This window comes from Ensifer sp. ZNC0028 (genome assembly GCF_000799055.1).
GTDB lineage: Bacteria > Pseudomonadota > Alphaproteobacteria > Rhizobiales > Rhizobiaceae > Ensifer.
In genome coordinates this window covers 1-20,127 of record NZ_JTLA01000163.1, presented here as the reverse complement: position 1 = coordinate 20,127, position 20,127 = coordinate 1, and the positions used below count along the sequence as shown (strand labels likewise).

Sequence of the window (20,127 nt, the reverse complement as noted above, 5' to 3'; positions counted from 1 at the left end):
CTCCTTCGGCCCGACGGCACGGCCAATTTCGCCCCGGCGAATGTATCTTCCGGAGTTGTTTCTTGCGTATCCGTTCTCTTGTTTTCCTTTCTGGAACCCTTTTGCTCTCGGCAAATGCCGCCTCCGCCGGCGACGGCCAACATTTCTGGTCCGGCGACTGGTACCTGAAGGTCGGCGCCACCGGCTTCTACGGCCCGAAATACGAAGGCGCTTCCAAGCGCATGTTCCAGGCTGCCCCGCTGATCTCGCTCGGCAAGGCCGGCAGCACTGTCCGCTTCTCCTCGCGCAACGACAACATGTCCTATGCGCTGGTCGACCAGGGCAGCTTCCGCGCCGGTCTCGTCGGCAAGCTGATCTTCGAACGCGATGCCGGCACGTCGAGCGATCTCAAGGGACTTGATCCGATCAAGTTCGGCGGTGAAGCCGGCGGCTTTGCCGAGGTCTATCCGACCGACTGGCTGCGTGTGCGCGCCGAGGTCCGGCAGGGCATTCGCAGCCACCACGGCGTCGTCGCCGATGTCGCGGCGGACGCCTTTACCGATGTCAGCAGCAATGTCCGCATTTCCGGCGGCCCGCGCCTGTCGGCGGCCACCAGCGGCTACTACACGGCCTACTACGGCGTGAACGGCCGCGAGGCTGCAGCCTCCGGCCTCAGCCAGTACTCGCCGCATGGCGGCGTCGGCTCGGCCGGCGTCGGTGCCGCGATCACCTGGCAGGCAACCGAAAAGCTCGAGACGAGCGCCTATGCCGAATACAAGCGCCTGCTTGGTCCGGCAGCCGATTCCAGCCTCGTTCGCGAACGCGGCAGCCGCAACCAGGTTCTCGTCGGTCTGTCGGCAACCTACCGCTTCGACTTCACGCTCCCCTGATCGGGCGTTTTCCTCCCGTGGTCGGCGGCGATCTCGCCGCTTGACCGGTCGGGCCTGCGGCGTCAAACAGGGATATGAACACAATCTCTGCCGATTCCGGCCGCGTTCAGGACGCGCCGTCCAACAACTGGGTTTATCGCGTGCTGCCGCGCGCGCTCTGGCCCTATGCGCAGCTTGCTCGTTGGGACCGTCCGATCGGCTGGCAATTGCTTTTATTGCCCTGCCTCTGGTCCGTGGCCCTGGCGTCGGGTACGGCGGCAAGCGCCGATCAATTCTCCTTCGGCCGCTTCCTGTTCCATTGCTTCCTGTTCACCGTCGGTGCCATCGCCATGCGTGGCGCCGGCTGCACCTACAACGACATCGTCGATCACGACATCGACATGGAAGTTGCCCGCACCCGCTCGCGGCCGCTGCCGTCGGGTCGTGTTTCGCGCCTTCAGGCCAAGGTGTTCATGGTGCTGCAGGCGCTCGTCGGCCTTGTGGTGCTGTTGCAGTTCAACACCTTCTCGATCGTGCTCGGCATCCTGTCGCTGGCGATCGTCGCGATCTACCCATTCGCAAAGCGCTTTACCGACTGGCCGCAGTTTTTCCTGGGGCTGGCGTTCTCGTGGGGAGCGCTGATGGGCTGGGCGGCCGAGTTCGGCACGCTCTCCTTGGCCGCCGTTCTGCTTTACGGCGCGGCCATCGCCTGGACGATCGGTTACGACACGATCTACGCTTACCAGGACAAGGAAGACGATGAACTGATCGGCGTGCGCTCGACGGCGCGGCGCTTCGGTGAAAACCCGCGCCCGTGGCTGATCGGCCTTTACGGCATTGCGACGCTGCTTGTCCTTCTGTCCCTCGTCGCAGCCGGCGCCGGTGCGGTTGCCTATGTCGGTCTCCTGATCGCAGCGGCGATGCTGACCTATCAAATCCTCGTCCTGAACATTCACGATCCCGCACAGTGCCTGGCGCTGTTCAAGTTCAACGGCATCGTCGGCCTGATCATCTTCGCCGGGCTGGTGCTGGCGCTTCTCCTGCGCCTGATATGAAAAATCCTCCGTTGCGGGCCTGCAAAAATCTCAGGCCCAGCTGATGTCGCGGGCGGCCTTGCGCTTCTTTGCCTCGTGACGCGCACGGAAGCTGGACAGGACGGCGGCAACGATTGAGGCGATGTGCTTGCGCATCGGGTTTCTCCTTCTTTCGTGGTCTTGGCTATGAAGCCCATATGGCACGAAGAAGGCGATGCGACTGTTTCCGGGGGAACATCCGGTAAATCGTCGGGGGAGGCGGCAACGCCGTGAGGGCACGCGTGCCCGCAGGAAATATCCCGACAGATCTGACCGCACCAAACGCGACAGCCGGCCGCAGGGAACGGCCGGCTGTCGCGCTGGAGGTAGGCTCTGCAATTAGCTGCGGGCGATGATCTCGCGCCCGTCGATCTTCATGTGTACGCCAAGCGTGCCGGTGGAACGGCGCACGAGGAAGCGCGGGCGGCGCTCGGCGAAGAAGGAGTGGCGGCGGCGCGGCTTGACGGGCGCGGTGCGTACGTCGCCAAGGTGCTCTTCGAGCGGCCTTGCCACGCCATCCGCTTCGACCATCAGCATCGGAATGCGGTAAGCTTCTGCCCAGGCGCGCCAGTCGGCCGCGATGTCGGACAGGTCGTGTGCGACGAGCAGCGGGACACAGAGGTCCGGGTCGTCGTGATGAAGTTCCAGCGTCACTGTAACGTCTCCGTCGCCGTGATCGATCGCGCGAGCCGCGACCCCCTTGAATGCGCGCGCCGGCAGTGCGATCGAAAGCGGCAGGCCGCTCGATGGTAGCACCTTGCGCAGAACTGCGCCACGCTCGTCCAGGCTGATCGTGACATTACCGGTGTGACCGCGCAAAGCGTAGCTCGCCTGCTGTGGAAAGCGCTGCGGATCAAGACGGAGCGTGTTTTCGACCCATGCGGGTTGAGAGAGTGTGTTGCGCATTTCAATCGCCCTTGTTTTTCCTTGAGAGCCGGTTTCCGGTCTTCTCGTCGGGACTTTTTCGTCCTCTATGAGCAGGAGAATAGGCGGCGCCCTTTCCGAACGACTTAAAATTCGCGGTTAAGAAAACTTTGCGTTTTTCGATGGTTAGCAAAAGCCGACCGGTCAGGGTTTCCGTTTCGTCAACAGTGCGGCTGCATTCGTTCCGATCAGGCGCACCTGCGCTGTCGCTCGAACGGCCGGGAAAAGCCACACGCAAGCCAGCTCTGCAATCATGACGCGTCAGAATTCTGTTTCGGGGCTCGGGTCCGGCCTGTCCCCATGGGTAACCGACGAGGCGCCAGGGCATGGTATCGACCTATCTCGACTACAGTCGCATCACGCGGGACATGAGGAGCAGCCTCAACCGCATTGCCCAGCAGCCGCAGATCGCGCGTGAAGCCGAATATTATAAAGAGAACATCGGCAGTGTGAAAACTGTCGAGGAGTTTCTGGACGACTATCGACTCTACTCATACGCGATGAAAGCGCATGGCCTGGAGGACATGACCTATGCCAAGGCCTTCATGCGCAAGGTCCTGGAAAGCGACCTTTCGGACGAAAACAGCTTTGCCAACCGTCTCACCGATGAACGCTACCGCAACTTCGCGCAGGCCTTCAGCTTCAGCTCGTCGAAACCGGTGGCTCAAACCAACGCACAGCAGGATGCGCTGATCGGTCTCTACAACGAGCGCATCGCCAGTCTCGACACGGTCATGCGGGGCGAGATGGCCTATTTTGGCGCGGCCATGGACCTCGTTACCGATGTCGATCAATTCCTCGGCAACGAAAGGCTGCGCTCGTTTGCGTTTACGGTTTTCGACCTGGACCCGAAGACATTCAACTACACGGAAGTTCGCGACGGGCTGACCACCAGTTCTGCGGACCTGGGCAACGCCAGGTTCGCCGCAGCGACGAGACGGGATGAAGCGCTCAAGCTGTATACGGATCTCGACACGCGGATCAAGACTCTCGGTGCGATCGACAAGCTGACCGCCGAACTGGCGGAGGCGCCCGCTGCCGACAAGCCGGCGATTCAGGCGAAGATCGACGAACAGAACGCCATCGTCGCCGATCTCGATGCCAAGCTGCCGCCACGCGACCAGGCGCCGGCGCTGATGACGTCGCTCGGACAGGAATTGAACACGCTGAACGGACGCATCCGCAATCTCGACACCTATATCGCCATGAAGAATTTCTTCAACTTCAACCCCGACGGCAGCGTGCCGGCTGGCGGGAAGGCGATCAGCGACGCAAAGAAGACGGAACTCAACAATATCTACGTCTTCAAGAAACCTGGGGAGACGCCATTGGGGGGCGAGCGCCTGACGGGCGCCGGGGCGCTGCTCAACAAGGAATACTACGAACAGAAGATCGCCGGCATCACCACCATCGCCGAGCTGACAAGCGAAACCCGGCTGTTCAATTACATCGTCACGGCCTTCGGTCTCAAGGCATCGACGACGATGCCGTCGACGATCGAAAACATCCTCACCAGCGACATCAACGACCCGAACAGCTACGTCAACACACAGGGCGGCGAGTACAATGCCGCCTTCAAGGAACTGCACAAGGCCTTCAACTTCCAGCCCGACGGCACGCTGCAGCCGGGCAAGACGGCCCAAGACGCCGATCAGTTGAAGAAGACGTCCGACAGCTACATGGTGCGCTACAACGACAAGGGCGATGCCGAAGACGAAGCCGTGGTCAGGAGGTTCAAGCTCTTGGTCAACTCGATGGAATCGGTCGACAAGTTGCTTGCCGACAAGGGCGTGCTGACGTTCACGCTGCGCGCCTTCGGGCTCGAAGAAGAGGGGCTGAGCACGCGTGAGCTGAAGCGCATCCTGACCAGCGATCTCAACGATCCCAGGAGCTATGCCAACACGCTGCGTGACGAGCGCTACGTCAAGCTCGTGAAGGCGTTCAATTTCAATCCGGACGGAACACTCGGCGCGCCGAAACTCGCGCAGAGCGACAACGACATCATGAGCACGGCGCGGGACTACATCATCGCCAAGTCCCGCTTCGGGACCGAAGACGAGAAGAAGGTCGCCAAGCAAAAGGCCCAGGACGAAGCCAAATACTACACCGCCGAGATCGCGAAGATCGAAACGCTGGATGACTTCCTGAAGAACCGGCGACTGGTCGATCTGGTCCTTGTCGGCTCCGGTATCGATCCCGAGACGGTCAAGAGCGATTATCTCAGGGAGATGTTCACGTCGGATCTCGAAGATCCGAAGAGTTTCATCAACACCGACCCGAACGGGCTGAAATACCGCGAGATCGTCTCGTCCTTCAACTTCGACAAGGACGGCAAGATCGTCAGGGGCGAGGCAGGCCAGATCCAGACCCGTCGAGGTCTCATCACCACGGTCGATCTCTTCCTCAACCAGTCGCTCGAAGAACGGGAAGGCGCCGACAACGGCGGCATTCGTCTTGCGCTCTACTTCAAGCGCAAGGCCCCGGAGATCAATACGGCATACGACATCCTGGCCGACCGCGCCCTGTTCGAGGTGATCAAGACCGCCTACAGCATGCCGGAGGGCTTGCAGAACGCCAAGATCGAAGCCCAGGCGGCCTATATCGAGCGCACGATCAACCTCAAGGAATTGCAGGAGCCCGGGAAGATCGACAAGCTGCTGCAGCGCTTCACTGCACTCTATGACGTCGAAAACAACCAGGACGTTTCGCCTGGTCTCGCGATCCTGACCGGCGGCGGGGGCGGCAGCGTCAGTGCCGAAACGCTGATGACGCTCTCGCAGCTACGCGCAGGCGGCCGCTGACGTCAGCCGCCTGATGGCCGAGCTTGAGCGCGGCGGCTGCTTCGCAGCCCGCCGCGCAAGACGGGCCGTCGTCATCGGTCGGCGCGCAACACCTTGTCGGGGTTCATGATACCAGCGGGATCGAAGGCGTGCTTGATGCGTTGCATCAGCTCGATTTCGATCGGCGCCCGGACCTCGGCGAGTTCGTCACGCTTCAGCTGGCCGATGCCGTGTTCGGCAGAGATCGAGCCGTTATACCCAAGCACGATGCCGTGGACGATGGCGTTGATTTCGCGCCAGCGGTCGAGGAAGGCCTGCTTGTCGGCACCGACAGGCTGCGAAATGTTGTAGTGGATGTTGCCGTCGCCCATGTGGCCGAAGGAGCAGATGCGCGCGCCGGGGATCGCTTTCATGACGGCCGCATCCGCCTCCTTCATGAAGGCCGGAATGCTGGAGACGGGCACGGAGACATCGTGCTTGATCGAGCCGCCCTCGGGCTTCTGCGCCGGCGACATGCTCTCGCGCATGTGCCACAGCGCCTTGGCCTGTGTCTCGTTGGCGGCAATCACGGCATTCTCGACGAGGCCGGCCGCATATCCCTGCTCCAGCAGATCCTGCACCATCCGTTCCGCGCTATCGGCGCTATCGGACGTCGAGATATCGATCAGCGCGTACCAGGGATGGACCGTTTCCATCGGATCACGAACGCCCGAGATATGCTTGGTGGTGAATTCGACGCCGAGCCGCGGCATCAGCTCGAAGCCGGTCAAAGCCGGCCCGCAAAGGCTGGACGCCTTTTCGAACAAAGCGAGCGCTTGCTCGACGCTGCCAACCCCGGCAAAGGCGACCTGATGCCCGAGCGGCTTCGGAAAGAGCTTGAGCACGGCGCCGGTGATCACGCCGAGCGTACCTTCGGCACCGATGAAGAGATCGCGCAGGTCGTAGCCGGTATTGTCCTTCTTCAACCGGCGCAGCCCGTCCCAGATTTCGCCGGTCGGCAGCACCACCTCGAGGCCGAGGCAGAGCTGGCGCATGTTGCCATAGGCAAGCACGGCGGTGCCGCCGGCATTGGTGGAGAGGTTGCCGCCGATGCGGGCCGAACCTTCCGAGCCCAGCGACAGCGGGAACAGGCGATTGTGCTCGTCCGCCGCCTTCTGGATGTCGGCAAGGATACAGCCGGCATCGGCGACGATGACATTGCCGACCGGATCGATGTCGCGAATGCGGTTCAGCCGTTCCAGCGAAAGAACGATGTCCGCCTTGCCCTCCCGCGGGATCTGCCCGGCGACGTGGCCGGTGTTGCCGCCCTGCGGCACGATCGCCGTGCGGGTGGCGCTCGCAAGCATCATGATGCGCGAGACCTCGTCGACGGAGCCCGGACGCAGCACCATCGGCGTCGTGCCACGGTAAAGTCCGCGCGATTCGACGAGATAACGCGCCTTGTCCGGTTCGGCCCTCAGCACGTTGGCGCTGCCGACGATGTCGGCGAAGGAGGCGATGAGTTCGGGAGAGGGAAGGGTGGTCATGGGCCTCACTTCGCGTTGCGCCTGTGCGCTATCGGATCGGTCGATCTGAGGATGTGATCCTCGGTTCCTGGTTGGCGGCGATCATAACCGCAATTGGTGCCGTTCGGTGAGAGTGGGTGCGCGGAAGATGCCGCACACTATTTTAGCCTCGTGGTGCGGCTGCCCGCTGCAACCGATCGATGATGGCTTCCCCCAGCCCGTCCGAAGGGATCGGCCCGAAGGCGATGGTCTCTGCGCCGCTGGCATCCGCCCGCTTCATGTAGTCGAAGAGATTGGCGGCGGCTTCGCGCAGATTGCCGGTCGGGCTGAGGTCGAGAACGACGGCCGCTCGTTCCTCGCCGGCGATCCGATTGCCGCCGAAACGGATCAAGGCTTCGCCGGCATGCACCTCGGCGGCATCGAGCCGGACGGCAGCGCCGGGCGCATAGTGCGAGGCGAGCATGCCCGGCGCCTCGATCGTCGCTCCTGCCGTCTCCGGCCGGATCACCGGACGGTCGAGCAGGCGTTCGATCTCGGCGGCATCGAGGCCGCCCGGCCGAAGCAGCCGGATCTCGTCGCCATCGACCTTGATGATTGTCGACTCAAGGCCGATCTGGGCCTGGCCGGCGTCGAGGATCAGCTTCAGTTTTCCACCGAGATCGGCCTCCACATGGGCCGCACTGGTCGGGCTGATCTTGCCTGAAGTATTGGCGCTCGGTGCAGCCAATGGCCGTCCGAAGCGGGCGATGACCCGGCGGGAGAAACCGTCGGGCATGCGGATGCCGAGCGTGTCGAGGCCGGCGGACGCCAGCGCATGAACCGTGCTGTCGGCGCGCTGCCGAAGGATCAGCGTCAGCGGGCCGGGCCAGAAGGCTTCGGCCAGCTGCCGGGAAACCGGATCGAAGTGCACATGGGCTTCGGCCATCGCCACGTCGGAGACATGCGAGATCAGCGGATTGAAGCGCGGGCGCCCCTTCATCTCGTAGATGCGGCTGATCGCATCAGGGTTGGTGGCGTCGGCGGCAAGGCCGTAGACGGTCTCGGTCGGAATGGCGACCGGTTCGCCTTCGGCAAGAACGGCGCAGGCGCGCGCGATCGCGCGGTCCGGTTCCCTATCCGTATCGATGATCTCAGCCATGCCGTTTCCTTTCCGACGCTTCCATAACGGACGCACCGGAAAAACAGAACGATTTTCTTTGAAGCAACCGGCTCGGCTCAGAGGCTGCGGATGATGCGGCGCAACGCGTCGTCCTTTGCACCGAGCATCAGCACGTTTTTCAGCGCGACCTTGGGATCGTCGGTGCGAAACAGCAGACCGTTGTCACGAAAATTGCGGTTGATGACCATTTGGCCGGCTTCCGCGCCCGGTTCGATGGCGACGGCGAAATACATGCGCGAATAGCCGGGCTGGATGCCTTCGAAAAAATGCGTCTCATGGCCGAGGTCGCAGTAGAAGTTGGCGAAGTAGAAGGACCAGGTGATGTCCTTGGAGGGCGTGACCGGCGTGCGCGCCGCCGTCACGTGACAGTAGCCGAGATGCGGCCGGCCGACGAGCGTGCGGTGGAAGATCATCTTCGGGAACTGGATCGAGGTGTGAAAGCCGTTGATCCGCTTATGGGTCGTGTCGCCGGCGGTGTTGAGCTTCTTGCCCGTCCTGTCCGCAACTTCCTCATAGCTCAGGTAGCGCCGTTCGCTCGGCACCCATTGCCTGCGATTGATCCGGCCCGTGCGCAGGAATTCGGTATGAACCGCCGTCTTCGGCGGGATTGTCGGCGGCGCCTCGGCTGCCGCGTCGTAGTATCTCAACTTTGCCATGATCGTCAGCGCGCCATCTGCCTGCCTGCAGGACCTCTCTCGTCCGCCGGCTAGGCTAGCGGCTCATGGTTAATGAATGATTGCCTGCTGGCTGCATCATGAGCGTTCCCTATCTGACGGGATGTCGCAAACGGGCGAACCTTTCCCGCGTCTGCGCCGCCCGCGCCGCAAAAGGCGGCAAATGCCCAAGATGTGGGCTATCTATATGTTTGTAGTGTAAAAAATCTAAGACAGGCGCCGTTGATGGCGGTTTTTCCCGTGTCGTCATTCTGGAATTGGATGTCGCTATCCGGCAGCTGCCAGGGCGGTTTCCGCGATTACATATCCTTACTCAAGGTGCCGTCTTCGAAGAGAAGGCGGAGAATTGGGAAGCCGGTCAAATCCCGGCGCTGCCCCCGCAACGGTGGTGGAGCGAAAGCCTCGGCAAAGGCCACTGGACGGTTCGTCCGGGAAGGCGCCGGGCTGGTCCGAAGGGACGGCTCCTGAGCCCGGAAACCAGCCTTGACGGACATAACCGTAACGGGTTGCGGCGGGCAGCCGGATCGGAGCCGACAACGCATGGGCGTGCGCCCGTGCGGGTTCCTGTCCTGCCTCTCCAAGACATGGCGCATGAGGACAGGACATGGAAACCAGAAACGATATGCTTCGAAAGCTGAAGGGCCGGCGCGACGGCTACAGCCTCGATCGGGCCTTCTACATCGATCCCGACTACTATCGGCAGGATCTGGAAAACATCTGGTACAAGGATTGGCTGTTCATCGGCCATGACTGCGAGATCCCGCGGGCCGGCAATTATTTCACCGTCCAGGTCGGCGACTACCCCGTTGTCATCACCCGCGATCGCCAGGGCACGATCCGCGCTTTGCACAACTCCTGCCGCCATCGCGGCTCGCGCGTCTGCACGCAACAGAAGGGCTCGTCGGCCAAGCTCGTCTGTCCTTATCACCAGTGGACCTACGAACTCGACGGCTCGCTGCTCTTCGCCCGGCAGATGGGCGAGGATTTCGACAAGGCAGCCCACAGCCTGAAGCCGATCCATTGCGAAACGGTCGGCGGCTACATCTTCATCAACCTGTCGGAAAAGCCGATGGATTTCACGGCGTTCCGCGAGATGGCCTTGCCCTATCTCGCGCCGCACCAGCTCGGCGAAACCAAGGTCGCGTTCGAAAGCACCATCGTCGAGAAGGGCAACTGGAAGCTCGTCTGGGAAAACAACCGCGAATGCTACCATTGCGCCGCCAATCACCCGGAACTCTGCCGCACCTATCCGGAAGCCCCGACCGCGACCGGAGTGCAGGGCGCCAAGGATGATCCCGTGATCGCCGAACATTGGGCGAAATGCGAGGCCGAAGGCTTGCCGAGCGAATTCAGGATGTCGCCGACCGGCCAGTTCCGCGCCGCCCGCATGCCGCTCGTCGACAATGCCGAAAGCTACACCATGTCGGGCGCCCGCGCCGTCAGGCGGGCCCTGTCGGCCGATGTTTCCCAGAGCCAGATCGGCACGCTTCTGATGTTCCACTACCCGACCACCTGGAACCATGTGCTCGCCGACCACGCCATCACCTTCCGTGTGCTGCCGCTCGGGCCTGAACTTACCCAGGTGACGACGAAGTGGCTGGTCAACAAGGATGCGGTCGAAGGCATCGACTACAATCTCGAGGAACTGACGCATGTCTGGACCGAGACCAACGATCAGGATCGCCAGATCGTCGAGGAGAATGCCTTCGGCATCCGCTCGCCGGCCTATGAGCCCGGTCCTTATTCGCCCGAGCACGAAGGCGGCGTGATGCAGTTCGTCGAGTGGTACTGCAAGTTCATGGAGCAGCGCCTTGCCGGCGACGCGGCTCCGCTTTCAAGGGTCGCCTGACATGCAGATGGCCTCTTCGTTTCACCATTTCGACGCGCTGCATGTCTGGATCGACCGGCAGCAGATGCTCGAATGCACATCGGCTGTCGTCGAGACCGCCGATGTCATGACCTTCACTTTCCGGGCGGAAAAGCCGGCCTGGTTCCGTTATCTGCCCGGGCAGTTCGTGACGCTCGAACTGCCCGTCGCCGACGAACCCGTCATGCGCACCTACACCCTGTCGTCGACGCCGTCGCGACCGCTGTCGATCGCCGTGACCGTCAAGGCGCAGGCCGACAGCATCGGCACCCGCTGGATGTTCGACCACCTGAAGCCGGGCATGAAGCTCCGGGCCTTCGGTCCGCTCGGCGATTTCAGCTTCGTGCGCCATCCCGGCGACAAGTACCTGTTCATCTCGGCCGGCTCAGGCATCACGCCGATGATGTCGATGACCCGCTGGATGGCCGATTGCGTCCCGGAAACGGATGTGACCTTCATCTCCTGTGCGCGTCGGCCGGACGATCTGCTGTTCCGTTCGGAACTCGAAGTCCTGGCCACGCAGATGTCCGGACTGAACCTCGGCTTCATCGTCGAGGGGCATGAGGCGCGCCACGGCTGGCACGGATTGCGCGGCCGTATCGACGGCGCCAAGCTGCCGCTGCTTGCGCCCGATTTCATGGACCGCACCGTCTTTTGCTGCGGCCCCGAGCCTTTCATGCGCGGCGTGCGCGAGATGCTGAAATCGGCCGGTTTCGACATGGGCCGCTATCACGAGGAGAGCTTCCAGCCGGCGGCGGCACCCGCCGCGGAAGAGATCGCCGTGCGCGCCGGTGCCGGAGACGAGGGCGAGGCCCAAGTGGCCAAGGTCGCCTTCACCATGAGCGGCAAGGAGGTCGAGGCCAAGCCCGGCCAGACGATCCTGCAGGCGGCGCGTGCCAATGGGGTGCGCATCGGCGCTGCCTGCGAAGGCGGCATCTGCGGCACCTGCCGGGTGATGAAGGTCGCGGGCGAGGTCGAGATGATCCACAATGGCGGCATTCTCGACGACGAGATCGACGAGGGTTACATCCTCGCCTGCTGCTCACGGCCGCTTGGCGACGTCCAGATCGAAGCCTGAGGGCGTCAATGCATGTCGCGAGAGGTGCGCCGCGGTTTTGCAGCAGCGACCTGCATAAAGGATCAGAGCTTAAAGCCTGGCGCGAGATCCTTTTTCACGCGACAGGCTTAGGGCGCGTTGCAGGGGATCTGATTGGCCGAAACGCTTGCCGGGGCGTCGGTGCCGGTCGCCGTTTTCGGGCATGCGCCCTGGGCAGCTTCGTTGCCGGCAATCGCCACCTGCAGGGCGCGCTCCTGGCGGGCGAAATCGATCGAGCCGGTCACCATCATGTCGACGCCGCTGCCGACGCCGCTCGCAGCGTCGGCGCGGCTGACGAGCAGCGGCTCGCTAAAGATCGCAGTCGCCCGTGCGACCGCCTGCATGCCCGTTCCCCGCTCGGCTTGGGCGACGAGCATCAGCGGTAGTGGCTTTTCCGGCAGCAAGGCGCCCTGTGCCCAGATCGCTTTCAGCGCCAGCGGCGACATTGCCGCCACGTTCACGTCGATGTCGTCAAGCGTTCCCGGCACGCGGTAGGGGCAGCGCCGCTTTCCGCAGTTGATGCCCGAGGAGAACTGCCACAGCGCGTAACTGTCCCAGTTGCCCATCGGGAAGACCTGGCGGATATCCGGCTTGTAGCGGGCGTACCAGAGCGGCAGACGCGACAGCAGCCGGTGTTTGGCCCGGTGCGCGGCGATGTATTTGGCGGTGATGTGGTTGGTGTAGAGGATCGGGTAGCGCCCGGTCCGGGTCTTGATGTGCCCGGCGAAGATGGCGGCGTCCTCGAGCGACATGTACTTGTCCGGGTCGATGCCTTCGAGATCGAGCACCATCAGTTCGTCGTCGCGCGGATCGGCGTAATCAAGGAAATGGTTCGCCTGGTCGACGGGATTGCCCGGACGGGCAAGATGATAGGCACCCCACAGCAGTCCGTGCGAGCGGGCAATCATCCGGCGGGTCTGGTAGAGCTCGCGGCTGACGGCGTATTTGCGCCACATGGTCTTGCAGTGGTTGAAGGTGTCGCCGTTGTGGTCGCCGGTGCAGGAGAAGCTTTCGGGCAGGCCGTCGGAGGCCTTGGCGATGAAGCCGGAAATGCGCTTGTCGCCAAGCATCGTTTCCCAGTCGATGCTGTTCATCTCATAGGCGTCGACGATGATGGCGTTCGATTTGGTCTTCCAGGGCTCCAGTTCACCGGCGCGTGCGATCGCCGCCGCGAAAGCCAGACCGATGAAGGTCGCGAGGCGCAGAATCATCCCTGTCGTGGAGATACACCGCTTTGCCATTCTCTGAGATTGCCGACAGTATCGTTAACGCATCGTAAATCCCAGCCCCCGCGCGGACTGTGCGGGAGCGGCGCGCGAATGTATACCGACCTGCAGCTGTATATAAGCAATTGCTTTCATGGTCGCGGCAGGTGGTCGATGATGCGGCAAGGCGCGCCACGGCAACGGGTGTCGGCCGCGCGGCCTGATCCCAAAGGACGCGGAAGATGGAACAAAACCGGTGACTTATGCGTTATCGGTCGATTTCGGATTTCCCGGCTGAGGGACATCCCCGGATCGGCCTCGGTCGGGGTGAAATCATGGAAAAGGTTGAAATGTCGCGGCATCCCGAAGCCGGGGGCGCGCAACATGCTTTCGGTGATGGAGGGATTTGATGAAGAACGTGCTGAAGTCCGGGATGGGCCGGTGGTTTTCCGTGGCCGTTGCGGCGGCCGTGCTGGTGACGTCGGCTGCCCCGTCGCAGGCCTTCACGCCGACCCCGCCGCGCGTCGAGCGGCAGAACGATGTGGTCAATGTCCAGTATCGCAGACCGGGCATGGAGCGTCGCGGCGGCTATTATTACTACAACGGCTACCGCGGTTATAACTATCGCCGCCCTGGCTATCGCTACTACAATGGCTGGTGGTATCCGATGGCAGCCTTCGGCACCGGCGTCATCATCGGCGGGGCGATTGCCCAGCCGCCGCGCTACACGCGTCCGGCGCCCGTCTATGGCAGCCGCCATGTGCAGTGGTGCTACGACCGCTACCGCTCCTACCGGGCCTACGACAATACCTATCAGCCCTATGGCGGTCCGCGCCGCCAGTGCTATTCGCCCTATAGCTAACGGGGAGGCAGGGCCGGGCGCTTCCGCTCCCGGCCTTTTTGCGCCGGGCTTCGCATGAGCCCCCTCACTACGCGCGCTGGGACTGGCCGATAGCACCGTCGTGCCCGGGCGAGAACTTGTCTTGGCGGTGCTAAAGTTCTTGGGCGAGCCCGATGAGCAGGCCTTCAGGCCCGCGGATGTAGCAAAGCCGGTAGGCGTCCTTGTACTGGACCACTTCCCCGACCAGTTGCGCACCGCGTTTGCGAAGCCGCTCGAGCGTCTCGTCGACGTCGTCGACGGCGAACATGACGCGAAGGTAGCCAAGCGCATTGACCGGAGCCGTGCGGTGATCGGCGACGACCGGCGGCGCGAGGAAGCGGGAAAGCTCGAGCCTGCTATGGCCATCCGGCGTGCGCATCATGGCAATTTCGACATGCTGATCGCCGAGCCCGGTAACACGCCCGGCCCATTCTCCTTCGATCTCCGCCCGACCTTCGAGCTCAAGGCCAAGTTCACGAAAGAAATCGATCGTCCCTTCGAGGTCTTCGACGACGATGCCTATGTTGTCCATTCGCTTGAGCGCCATGCTTCCAATCTCCACGGTGTCGTTATGGTTGCTCTCTTCAACACCGATCGCTAGGTGAGGGTTCCGAGCGGCGTCTCAGAGAATGCCGATCCTCCGGAGAATCCACCAGGCAAAGGCCATGGAGAGTGCGATGAACAGCGCTGCGTAAAGCGTGCCAGTGCCGTCGGCGAAGGGCAGCGCCCCGGTGTTCATGCCGAAGAAGCCGGTGACGAGCGTGGGCGGCAAGAGGAAGGCAGTCATCAGCGACAGGATGTAGAGATGCCGGTTGGTCTCCGAGGAGATCTTGCTGTCGATCTCTTCATGCAGCAGCCGTGCCCGCTCTTGCAGCGCAAAGACGTCGCGGTCGACCGCTTCCAGCCGGTCGGAAAGCCGCTCCGCTGCGTCGATGAAGCCCGGCGGCACCTCGTCCTCATCCGATGCGCCCGCACGCCGCAGCAAGGCGAGGATCGTGCGCAGGTGCCGATGCAGCCGCACCACGGTCCTGCGCAGCGGCGCAAGCCCCGGCTGCTGGCGATGCCCGGCCTCGCCATAGACATGGTCCTCGATGACGTTCAGGTCCTCGGTCAACTCCAGAACCAGCGAAATCAGCGTGCGCTGGAATTCGACGACGATCATTTCGAAGAGGTCGATCGGGCGTGCACATTTCGTGCTCTTCTCGACGGCCGCCTTGACCCGATCGATGCTGCGCAAAGGATGCAGGCGCGTGGTGATGATGATGCGGTCGCTCACGGCGAAATGCAGCCAGCCGATCGTCTTCGTCACCGCGTCGAAGGTGCGCTCGAAGTCGACGAGCGTGCCGTGCACGATATCGTCCGAAACGGTGATAGCGGCCTGTGTGTCGTGGCTCGTCAGCGTGGCGACCGCGAGCGGCGGCAGGTTGCCGATCCTCTCGATGAGCGCAGGCGTTCGCGCGTCCGAGAGCGCCAGATGAACCCACACCCATCCGTCGCCTTCAAGCAGGCTGTCGATTGAGGCGTCGGTGGCGATGCGCTGGCAGCGGCTTTCGCCCGGCACGAAACGATAGGCCCAGACGATGCCGGGTATTTCGGGGGAAATCAGGTTCATCTGAACGCCTTGTCCAGGGTGGGCTGCCTGTTCCGATCCATGGCTGGCAATGGAAGGGCAGAACATGCAGCCATTCAAAGTGCTACAGTTACCGCCGCGTCTTCGACAACGTGCGGCACTGTCTGTCTTGGCTTCTATGCGCCGTTGATGACAGTTTTGTTACGGGTGGCCGAGGCCCGATGCTCGGGATGCCGACGGCAATTGACGTTGACGTTTACGTAAAAATCAATAGTGTTCGGCGCACAAGGCAGCGCCCGGCGCGACCTGGCTATCTGGGAGGATCATCATGTACAAGGCACCCGTCGACGAGATCGCGTTCACGCTGAAGCACGTGGCCGGCATGGGCGATGCGCTGCAATCGGGCGCGTTGGGCGATCTCGGCGAAGACCTGGTCGATGCCATTCTTTCCGAGGCCGGCCGGTTCGCGACGGAAGAGGTGGCGCCGCTTGGCGACATCGGCGACAGGCAGGGCTCGCGCCTGGTCGAAGGCAAGGTCGAGACCCCGGATGGCTGGCGCGACCTCTATCACAACTGGATCGCCGGCGGCTGGAATGGGCTGACGGCGCCGGAAGAATTCGGCGGCCAGAAGCTGCCGCACATGCTGCACGTCGCCGCAATGGAAATGTGGAACGCCGGCTCGATGGCGTTTGCGCTTGGGCCGACGCTGACGATGGGCGCCGTCGAAGCGCTGGAGAAGCACGGCTCCGATAAACTCAAGGCCATCTATCTGCCGAAGATGGTCTCCGGCGAATGGACCGGCACGATGAACCTCACAGAACCGCATGCCGGCTCCGACCTCGGTGTGCTCAAGACCCGCGCCGAGCGCCGCGACGACGGCAGCTACCGCATCTTCGGCCAGAAGATCTTCATCACCTGGGGCGAACACGATTTCACCGACAACATCGTCCATCTGGTGCTGGCGCGCCTTCCGGACGCACCGGCCGGGACCCGCGGCATCTCGTTGTTCCTCGTGCCGAAATTTCTGGTCAACGCGGATGGTTCGCTCGGCGAACGCAACGATCTCTTCTGCCATTCGCTCGAGCACAAGCTCGGCATCCATGGATCGCCCACCTGCACGATGATCTATGGCGACGGTAAGTTCGGGGCTGAAAAGGGCGCGATCGGCTATCTGATCGGTGAGGAAAACCGCGGTCTCGCCTGCATGTTCACGATGATGAACAACGCCCGCCTCGCGGTCGGCATGCAGGGTGTGGCCATCGCCGATGCCGCGACCCAAAAAGCGATCGCCTTTGCCAAGGAGCGCACCCAGGGCAAGGCGCCCGGATGGGCGGGGCAGGGCATGAGCCCGATCATCGAACACCCGGATGTCGCCCGCATGCTCCTGACGATGAAGGCGCTGACGCAGGGTTCCCGCGCGATCTCCTATGCCTGCGCCCACGCCGTCGACATGGGGCACGCGGCTGAAAGCGAGAAAGCGAAGTTCTGGCAGGAGCGCTCCAGCCTGCTGACGCCGATCGCCAAATCCTTCTCGACCGATGCCGGCGTCGACGTCGCCTCGCTCGGCATCCAGGTCCATGGCGGCATGGGCTTTATCGAAGAAACCGGTGCCGCCCGCTACCTGCGTGACGCCCGCATCGCCCCGATCTACGAAGGCACCAACGGCATCCAGGCGATCGACCTCGTCACCCGCAAGCTGCCGCTCTCCGACGGCGGCCACGTCCGCGGCTTCATTGTCGAACTGCGCGACATCGCCGCAGCGGTGCGCGCCTCCAACCGCGACGGGTTTGGCGAAACCGCCGCCCGGCTTGAGGTTTCGCTCGACGATCTCGCGGCTGCGACCGAATGGCTGATCGCGGCCGTCGCCGGTGGAAAGCTTGCCGAAGCGCTGGCCGGCGCCACCGCTTACCAGCGTCTCTTTGGCCTGGTGCTGACGGGCGCCTATCTCGCCAAGGGCGGCCTCGCCGAAGCTGCCGACGGCAAGGAAGACCAGCGCATCGCGCTCTGCCGCTTCACCGCGGAAAACCTTCTCGCGGAAACCGCCGCGCTTAAGGATCGTGTCGTCAATGGCGCCGACAGCCTGGCTGTGGCGCGCGCCGTTCTGGCTTGAGAGGAATATCCATGACCGACCACGTGCTCATCGAGCGGCCGGAAGCCCATCCCGGCGTCCAGGTGATCCGCTTCAACCGGCCGGAAAAGAAGAACGCCATCACCCGCGACATGTACGCGAAGATGACCAACGCGCTGACGGTCGCCTCCAGCGATCCGGCGGTGCGTGCGACCGCTTTCCTCGGCACCGACGGTTGCTTTTCCGCCGGCAACGACATGGCCGATTTCCTCGCCTTCGCCATGGGCGGCTCCATGGGCAATGAGGTAATCGCGTTCCTGAAGGCACTTGCGACCGCGACCAAGCCCATCGTCTCGGGCGTAGACGGCCTGGCGATCGGCATCGGCACGACGATCCATCTCCACTGCGACCTGACGATCTCGTCTGAACGTTCTGTCTTCAAGACGCCGTTCGTCGATCTGGCGTTGGTGCCCGAGGCGGCATCGAGCCTGATCGCGCCGCGCATCATGGGCCACCAGCGCGCCTTCGCGCTGCTTGCAGCCGGCGAACCGTTCGATGCCAAGGGCGCGCTCGACGCCGGGCTGATCTGGAAGATTGTCGGCGCGGATGCGGTCGAGAGTGAAACGCTCGCTGTTGCCGCCCGCCTCGCCAAGAAACCGCCGGAAGCGCTGCGCATCGCCCGCGATCTCGTGCGCGGCGACCGGAGCGACGTGCTGGCGCGGATCGACGAGGAAGCCAAACACTTTGCCGCACAGCTGAAGAGCGCCGAAGCGCGCGCCGCCTTCGAGGCCTTCATGCGCCGCTAGGGCGAAATGGGTTCTGGAAAAACCTTGCAAACGTGATTGCGGGTGCCCTCGTGGCGCCCCTTTTTCGTGTTCGGGGGCGCGGTCTTAGCCACCCGACGGTAAAGATCGCGTTGCCGCCGCCATCGCGAACTTGCATATGTCAATTTTAATCGCTTCTTAAATAGCGATCGCTAGCGTCCTGCGCGATAGGCCTATCCTCTTTCGGATGGCTCCAGCCGCATGAAGCATGGCTGTTTCCGCCTTCTGGCATGTTCAACGTTTTCCCGTCAGCCTCTGCGCGCCGTCTTTCCGACGGACGAACGATGCTGCGCGAAAATCATCAAGAGCTCATGTCCGGCGGTCGCCGCCGGCACCCATTGGGAGCCCATCTTGTCCAAGCGATCGAACCTCATGACGCGCATCCTTGTTGCCGCGTCCTGTGTCGTCGTCGGCGCCTTCGCCGGCTTTTCCGTATACATCGACAGCCTGCAGCGTGCCACCACCACCAAAGCCGTCGAGGAGAACATTGCCTCCTCCGGCACGCAAGCCGCCCAGAGCGTTGCCAAGTGGCTGAACGGCCGCGTCACGCTGACGGCAATGGTTGCGGATGCCACCGGCAATGTCGCTGATGACAGCGCCGTCCAGCCGATCCTGAAGAACGACGTTCTGACCAGCGAGTTCATGTCGACCTATGTCGGCAATGAGAGCGGCAAGTTCATCACCTGGCCGGATAATCCGATGCCGGCCGGCTACGACCCGCGCCAGCGCCCCTGGTACCAGCAGGCCGTCAAGGCTGACGCCCGCGTGCTGACCGAACCCTATGTCGACGCGTCCAGCGGCGCGCTGATCATCAGCGCCGCCGTGCCGGTCAAGCGCGACGGCAAGCTCTACGGTGTTGCCGCCAGCGACTTCTCGCTCGAAACCCTGGTGACCATGATCAAGGGCGTCGATGTCGGCGGCGAGGGCTTTGCCTTCCTCGCGAGCAAGGACGGCCAGATCCTCGTCCATCCCGATGCAAAGCTCGTCACCAAGTCGCTTGCCGATGCCTTCCCGATCGACACGCCGGCAATCGGCACCGGCATCATGAACACCGAGCTCGACGGCAAGCCGATGCTGGTGAGCTTCGTTCCGGTCCAGGGCCTGCCCTCGGTCGAATGGTATGTCGGCTTCGTTATCGACGCCGATGCCGCGTATTCGGCGATCGATCAGTTCCGCATTGCCGCGACCATCGCCACGATCCTTGCGGTCGGCGTGATGCTCGTGTTCCTCGCGACCTTCCTCAACCGCCTCGTCATCCGTCCGGTTACGGACATGACCGGCGCGATGGAAAAGCTCGCTTCGGGCAACCATAACGTCGAGATCCCCGGCGAAGAGCGGACCGACCAGATCGGCTCCATGGCCGCCGCCGTCGCCGTGTTCAAGGCCAATGCCGTCGAGCGTGCACGCCTTGAGAGCGAAGCGGATGCGAACCGCTCGCTGTCGGAGCGCGAACGTCTTGAGCGTGAGGCGCAGAAGGCGCGTGACGCGGCGGAAATCCAGGTGGCCGTCGATGGCCTGGCGACAGGCCTTGGCCGCCTTGCCGATGGCGATCTCGCCTACCGCATCGACAACCCCTTCGCCGATCGTCTCGATCGCCTGCGCGCCGACTTCAACAACTCGGTCGCCAAGCTGCACGACACGCTCTGCGCCGTCG

Annotated in this window: 15 protein-coding genes, 1 pseudogene and 1 riboswitch; of the genes and pseudogenes, 9 read left to right on the top strand and 7 right to left on the bottom strand. The window is 63.1% G+C overall.

The genetic code is table 11. The annotated features are described in order from the left end of the window. The first annotated feature begins 62 nt into the window (after positions 1-62). Positions 63-869, top strand: a complete 807-nt coding sequence (locus L981_RS30955) for a MipA/OmpV family protein (protein ID WP_052202116.1) — start codon at positions 63-65, stop codon at positions 867-869. Between the two features lie 74 nt (positions 870-943). After that, the gene (gene ubiA, locus L981_RS30950) at positions 944-1,903 is read left to right on the top strand and encodes a 4-hydroxybenzoate octaprenyltransferase (RefSeq protein ID WP_043625941.1); all 960 of its coding nucleotides are present in this window, start codon (positions 944-946) and stop codon (positions 1,901-1,903) included. A 357-nt stretch (positions 1,904-2,260) separates the two neighbouring features. Here the strand turns inward: ubiA and L981_RS30945 are convergent, their stop codons facing one another. Beyond that, positions 2,261-2,827 (bottom strand): DUF6101 family protein, encoded by a 567-nt coding sequence (locus L981_RS30945; RefSeq protein WP_034801118.1) that lies wholly within the window; start codon positions 2,825-2,827, stop codon positions 2,261-2,263. Between the two features lie 344 nt (positions 2,828-3,171). Here L981_RS30945 and L981_RS30940 point away from each other — a divergent pair, with 344 nt between their 5' ends. Beyond that, positions 3,172-5,646: a DUF1217 domain-containing protein gene (locus tag L981_RS30940; RefSeq protein WP_043625939.1), complete on the top strand. Its 2,475-nt coding sequence runs from the start codon at positions 3,172-3,174 to the stop codon at positions 5,644-5,646. A gap of 71 nt (positions 5,647-5,717) precedes the next feature. Here L981_RS30940 and L981_RS30935 read toward each other — a convergent pair whose 3' ends face one another. The 3 genes from L981_RS30935 to L981_RS30925 form a co-directional block, all read right to left on the bottom strand. Continuing rightward, a complete protein-coding gene (locus tag L981_RS30935) occupies positions 5,718-7,151 on the bottom strand; it encodes an FAD-binding oxidoreductase (RefSeq protein ID WP_043625937.1) in 1,434 nt (477 codons plus the stop codon). A gap of 142 nt (positions 7,152-7,293) precedes the next feature. Beyond that, entirely contained in the window at positions 7,294-8,268 is a 975-nt protein-coding gene (locus L981_RS30930; protein ID WP_043625934.1) for an L-threonylcarbamoyladenylate synthase, read from the bottom strand. 77 nt (positions 8,269-8,345) lie between these two features. Further along, the gene (locus tag L981_RS30925) at positions 8,346-8,945 is read right to left on the bottom strand and encodes a DUF6656 family protein (protein ID WP_043625931.1); all 600 of its coding nucleotides are present in this window, start codon (positions 8,943-8,945) and stop codon (positions 8,346-8,348) included. A gap of 317 nt (positions 8,946-9,262) precedes the next feature. After that, positions 9,263-9,464: riboswitch (cobalamin riboswitch) on the top strand. 103 nt (positions 9,465-9,567) lie between these two features. On the opposite strand from L981_RS30925, the gene L981_RS30920 reads away from it, so the two are divergent. Beyond that, positions 9,568-10,812 (top strand): aromatic ring-hydroxylating dioxygenase subunit alpha, encoded by a 1,245-nt coding sequence (locus L981_RS30920; RefSeq protein WP_043625928.1) that lies wholly within the window; start codon positions 9,568-9,570, stop codon positions 10,810-10,812. A gap of 1 nt (position 10,813) precedes the next feature. Beyond that, complete coding sequence (locus L981_RS30915; RefSeq protein ID WP_043625925.1) at positions 10,814-11,908, top strand: hybrid-cluster NAD(P)-dependent oxidoreductase; 1,095 nt, start codon at positions 10,814-10,816, stop codon at positions 11,906-11,908. A gap of 221 nt (positions 11,909-12,129) precedes the next feature. Here the strand turns inward: L981_RS30915 and L981_RS30910 are convergent. After that, positions 12,130-13,167, bottom strand: a pseudogene (locus L981_RS30910) (glycoside hydrolase family 25 protein); the annotation flags it as partial. Positions 13,168-13,540: 373 nt separating this feature from the next. Here L981_RS30910 and L981_RS30905 point away from each other — a divergent pair. Continuing rightward, on the top strand, positions 13,541-13,993 hold the full coding sequence (locus L981_RS30905) for a BA14K family protein (protein ID WP_371258917.1): 453 nt from the start codon (positions 13,541-13,543) through the stop codon (positions 13,991-13,993). A 130-nt stretch (positions 13,994-14,123) separates the two neighbouring features. On the opposite strand, the gene L981_RS30900 is transcribed toward L981_RS30905, so the two are convergent. Beyond that, positions 14,124-14,558, bottom strand: a complete 435-nt coding sequence (locus tag L981_RS30900; RefSeq protein ID WP_043625922.1) for a VOC family protein — start codon at positions 14,556-14,558, stop codon at positions 14,124-14,126. A gap of 75 nt (positions 14,559-14,633) precedes the next feature. Then, positions 14,634-15,623 (bottom strand): transporter, encoded by a 990-nt coding sequence (locus tag L981_RS30895; protein WP_043625919.1) that lies wholly within the window; start codon positions 15,621-15,623, stop codon positions 14,634-14,636. Between the two features lie 286 nt (positions 15,624-15,909). Between L981_RS30895 and L981_RS30890 the strand changes: the two genes are divergently transcribed. From L981_RS30890 to L981_RS30880, 3 genes are all read left to right on the top strand, one after another. Next, positions 15,910-17,691 carry an acyl-CoA dehydrogenase gene (locus tag L981_RS30890; RefSeq protein ID WP_043625916.1) on the top strand — a complete coding sequence of 594 codons (1,782 nt, stop codon included), beginning with the start codon at positions 15,910-15,912 and terminating at the stop codon, positions 17,689-17,691. 11 nt (positions 17,692-17,702) lie between these two features. After that, a complete protein-coding gene (locus L981_RS30885) occupies positions 17,703-18,455 on the top strand; it encodes a crotonase/enoyl-CoA hydratase family protein (RefSeq protein WP_043625913.1) in 753 nt (250 codons plus the stop codon). A 390-nt stretch (positions 18,456-18,845) separates the two neighbouring features. Further along, positions 18,846-20,127, top strand: a 1,282-nt coding sequence (locus L981_RS30880) for a methyl-accepting chemotaxis protein (protein ID WP_245281754.1), incomplete at its 3' end; no start/stop codon positions are given.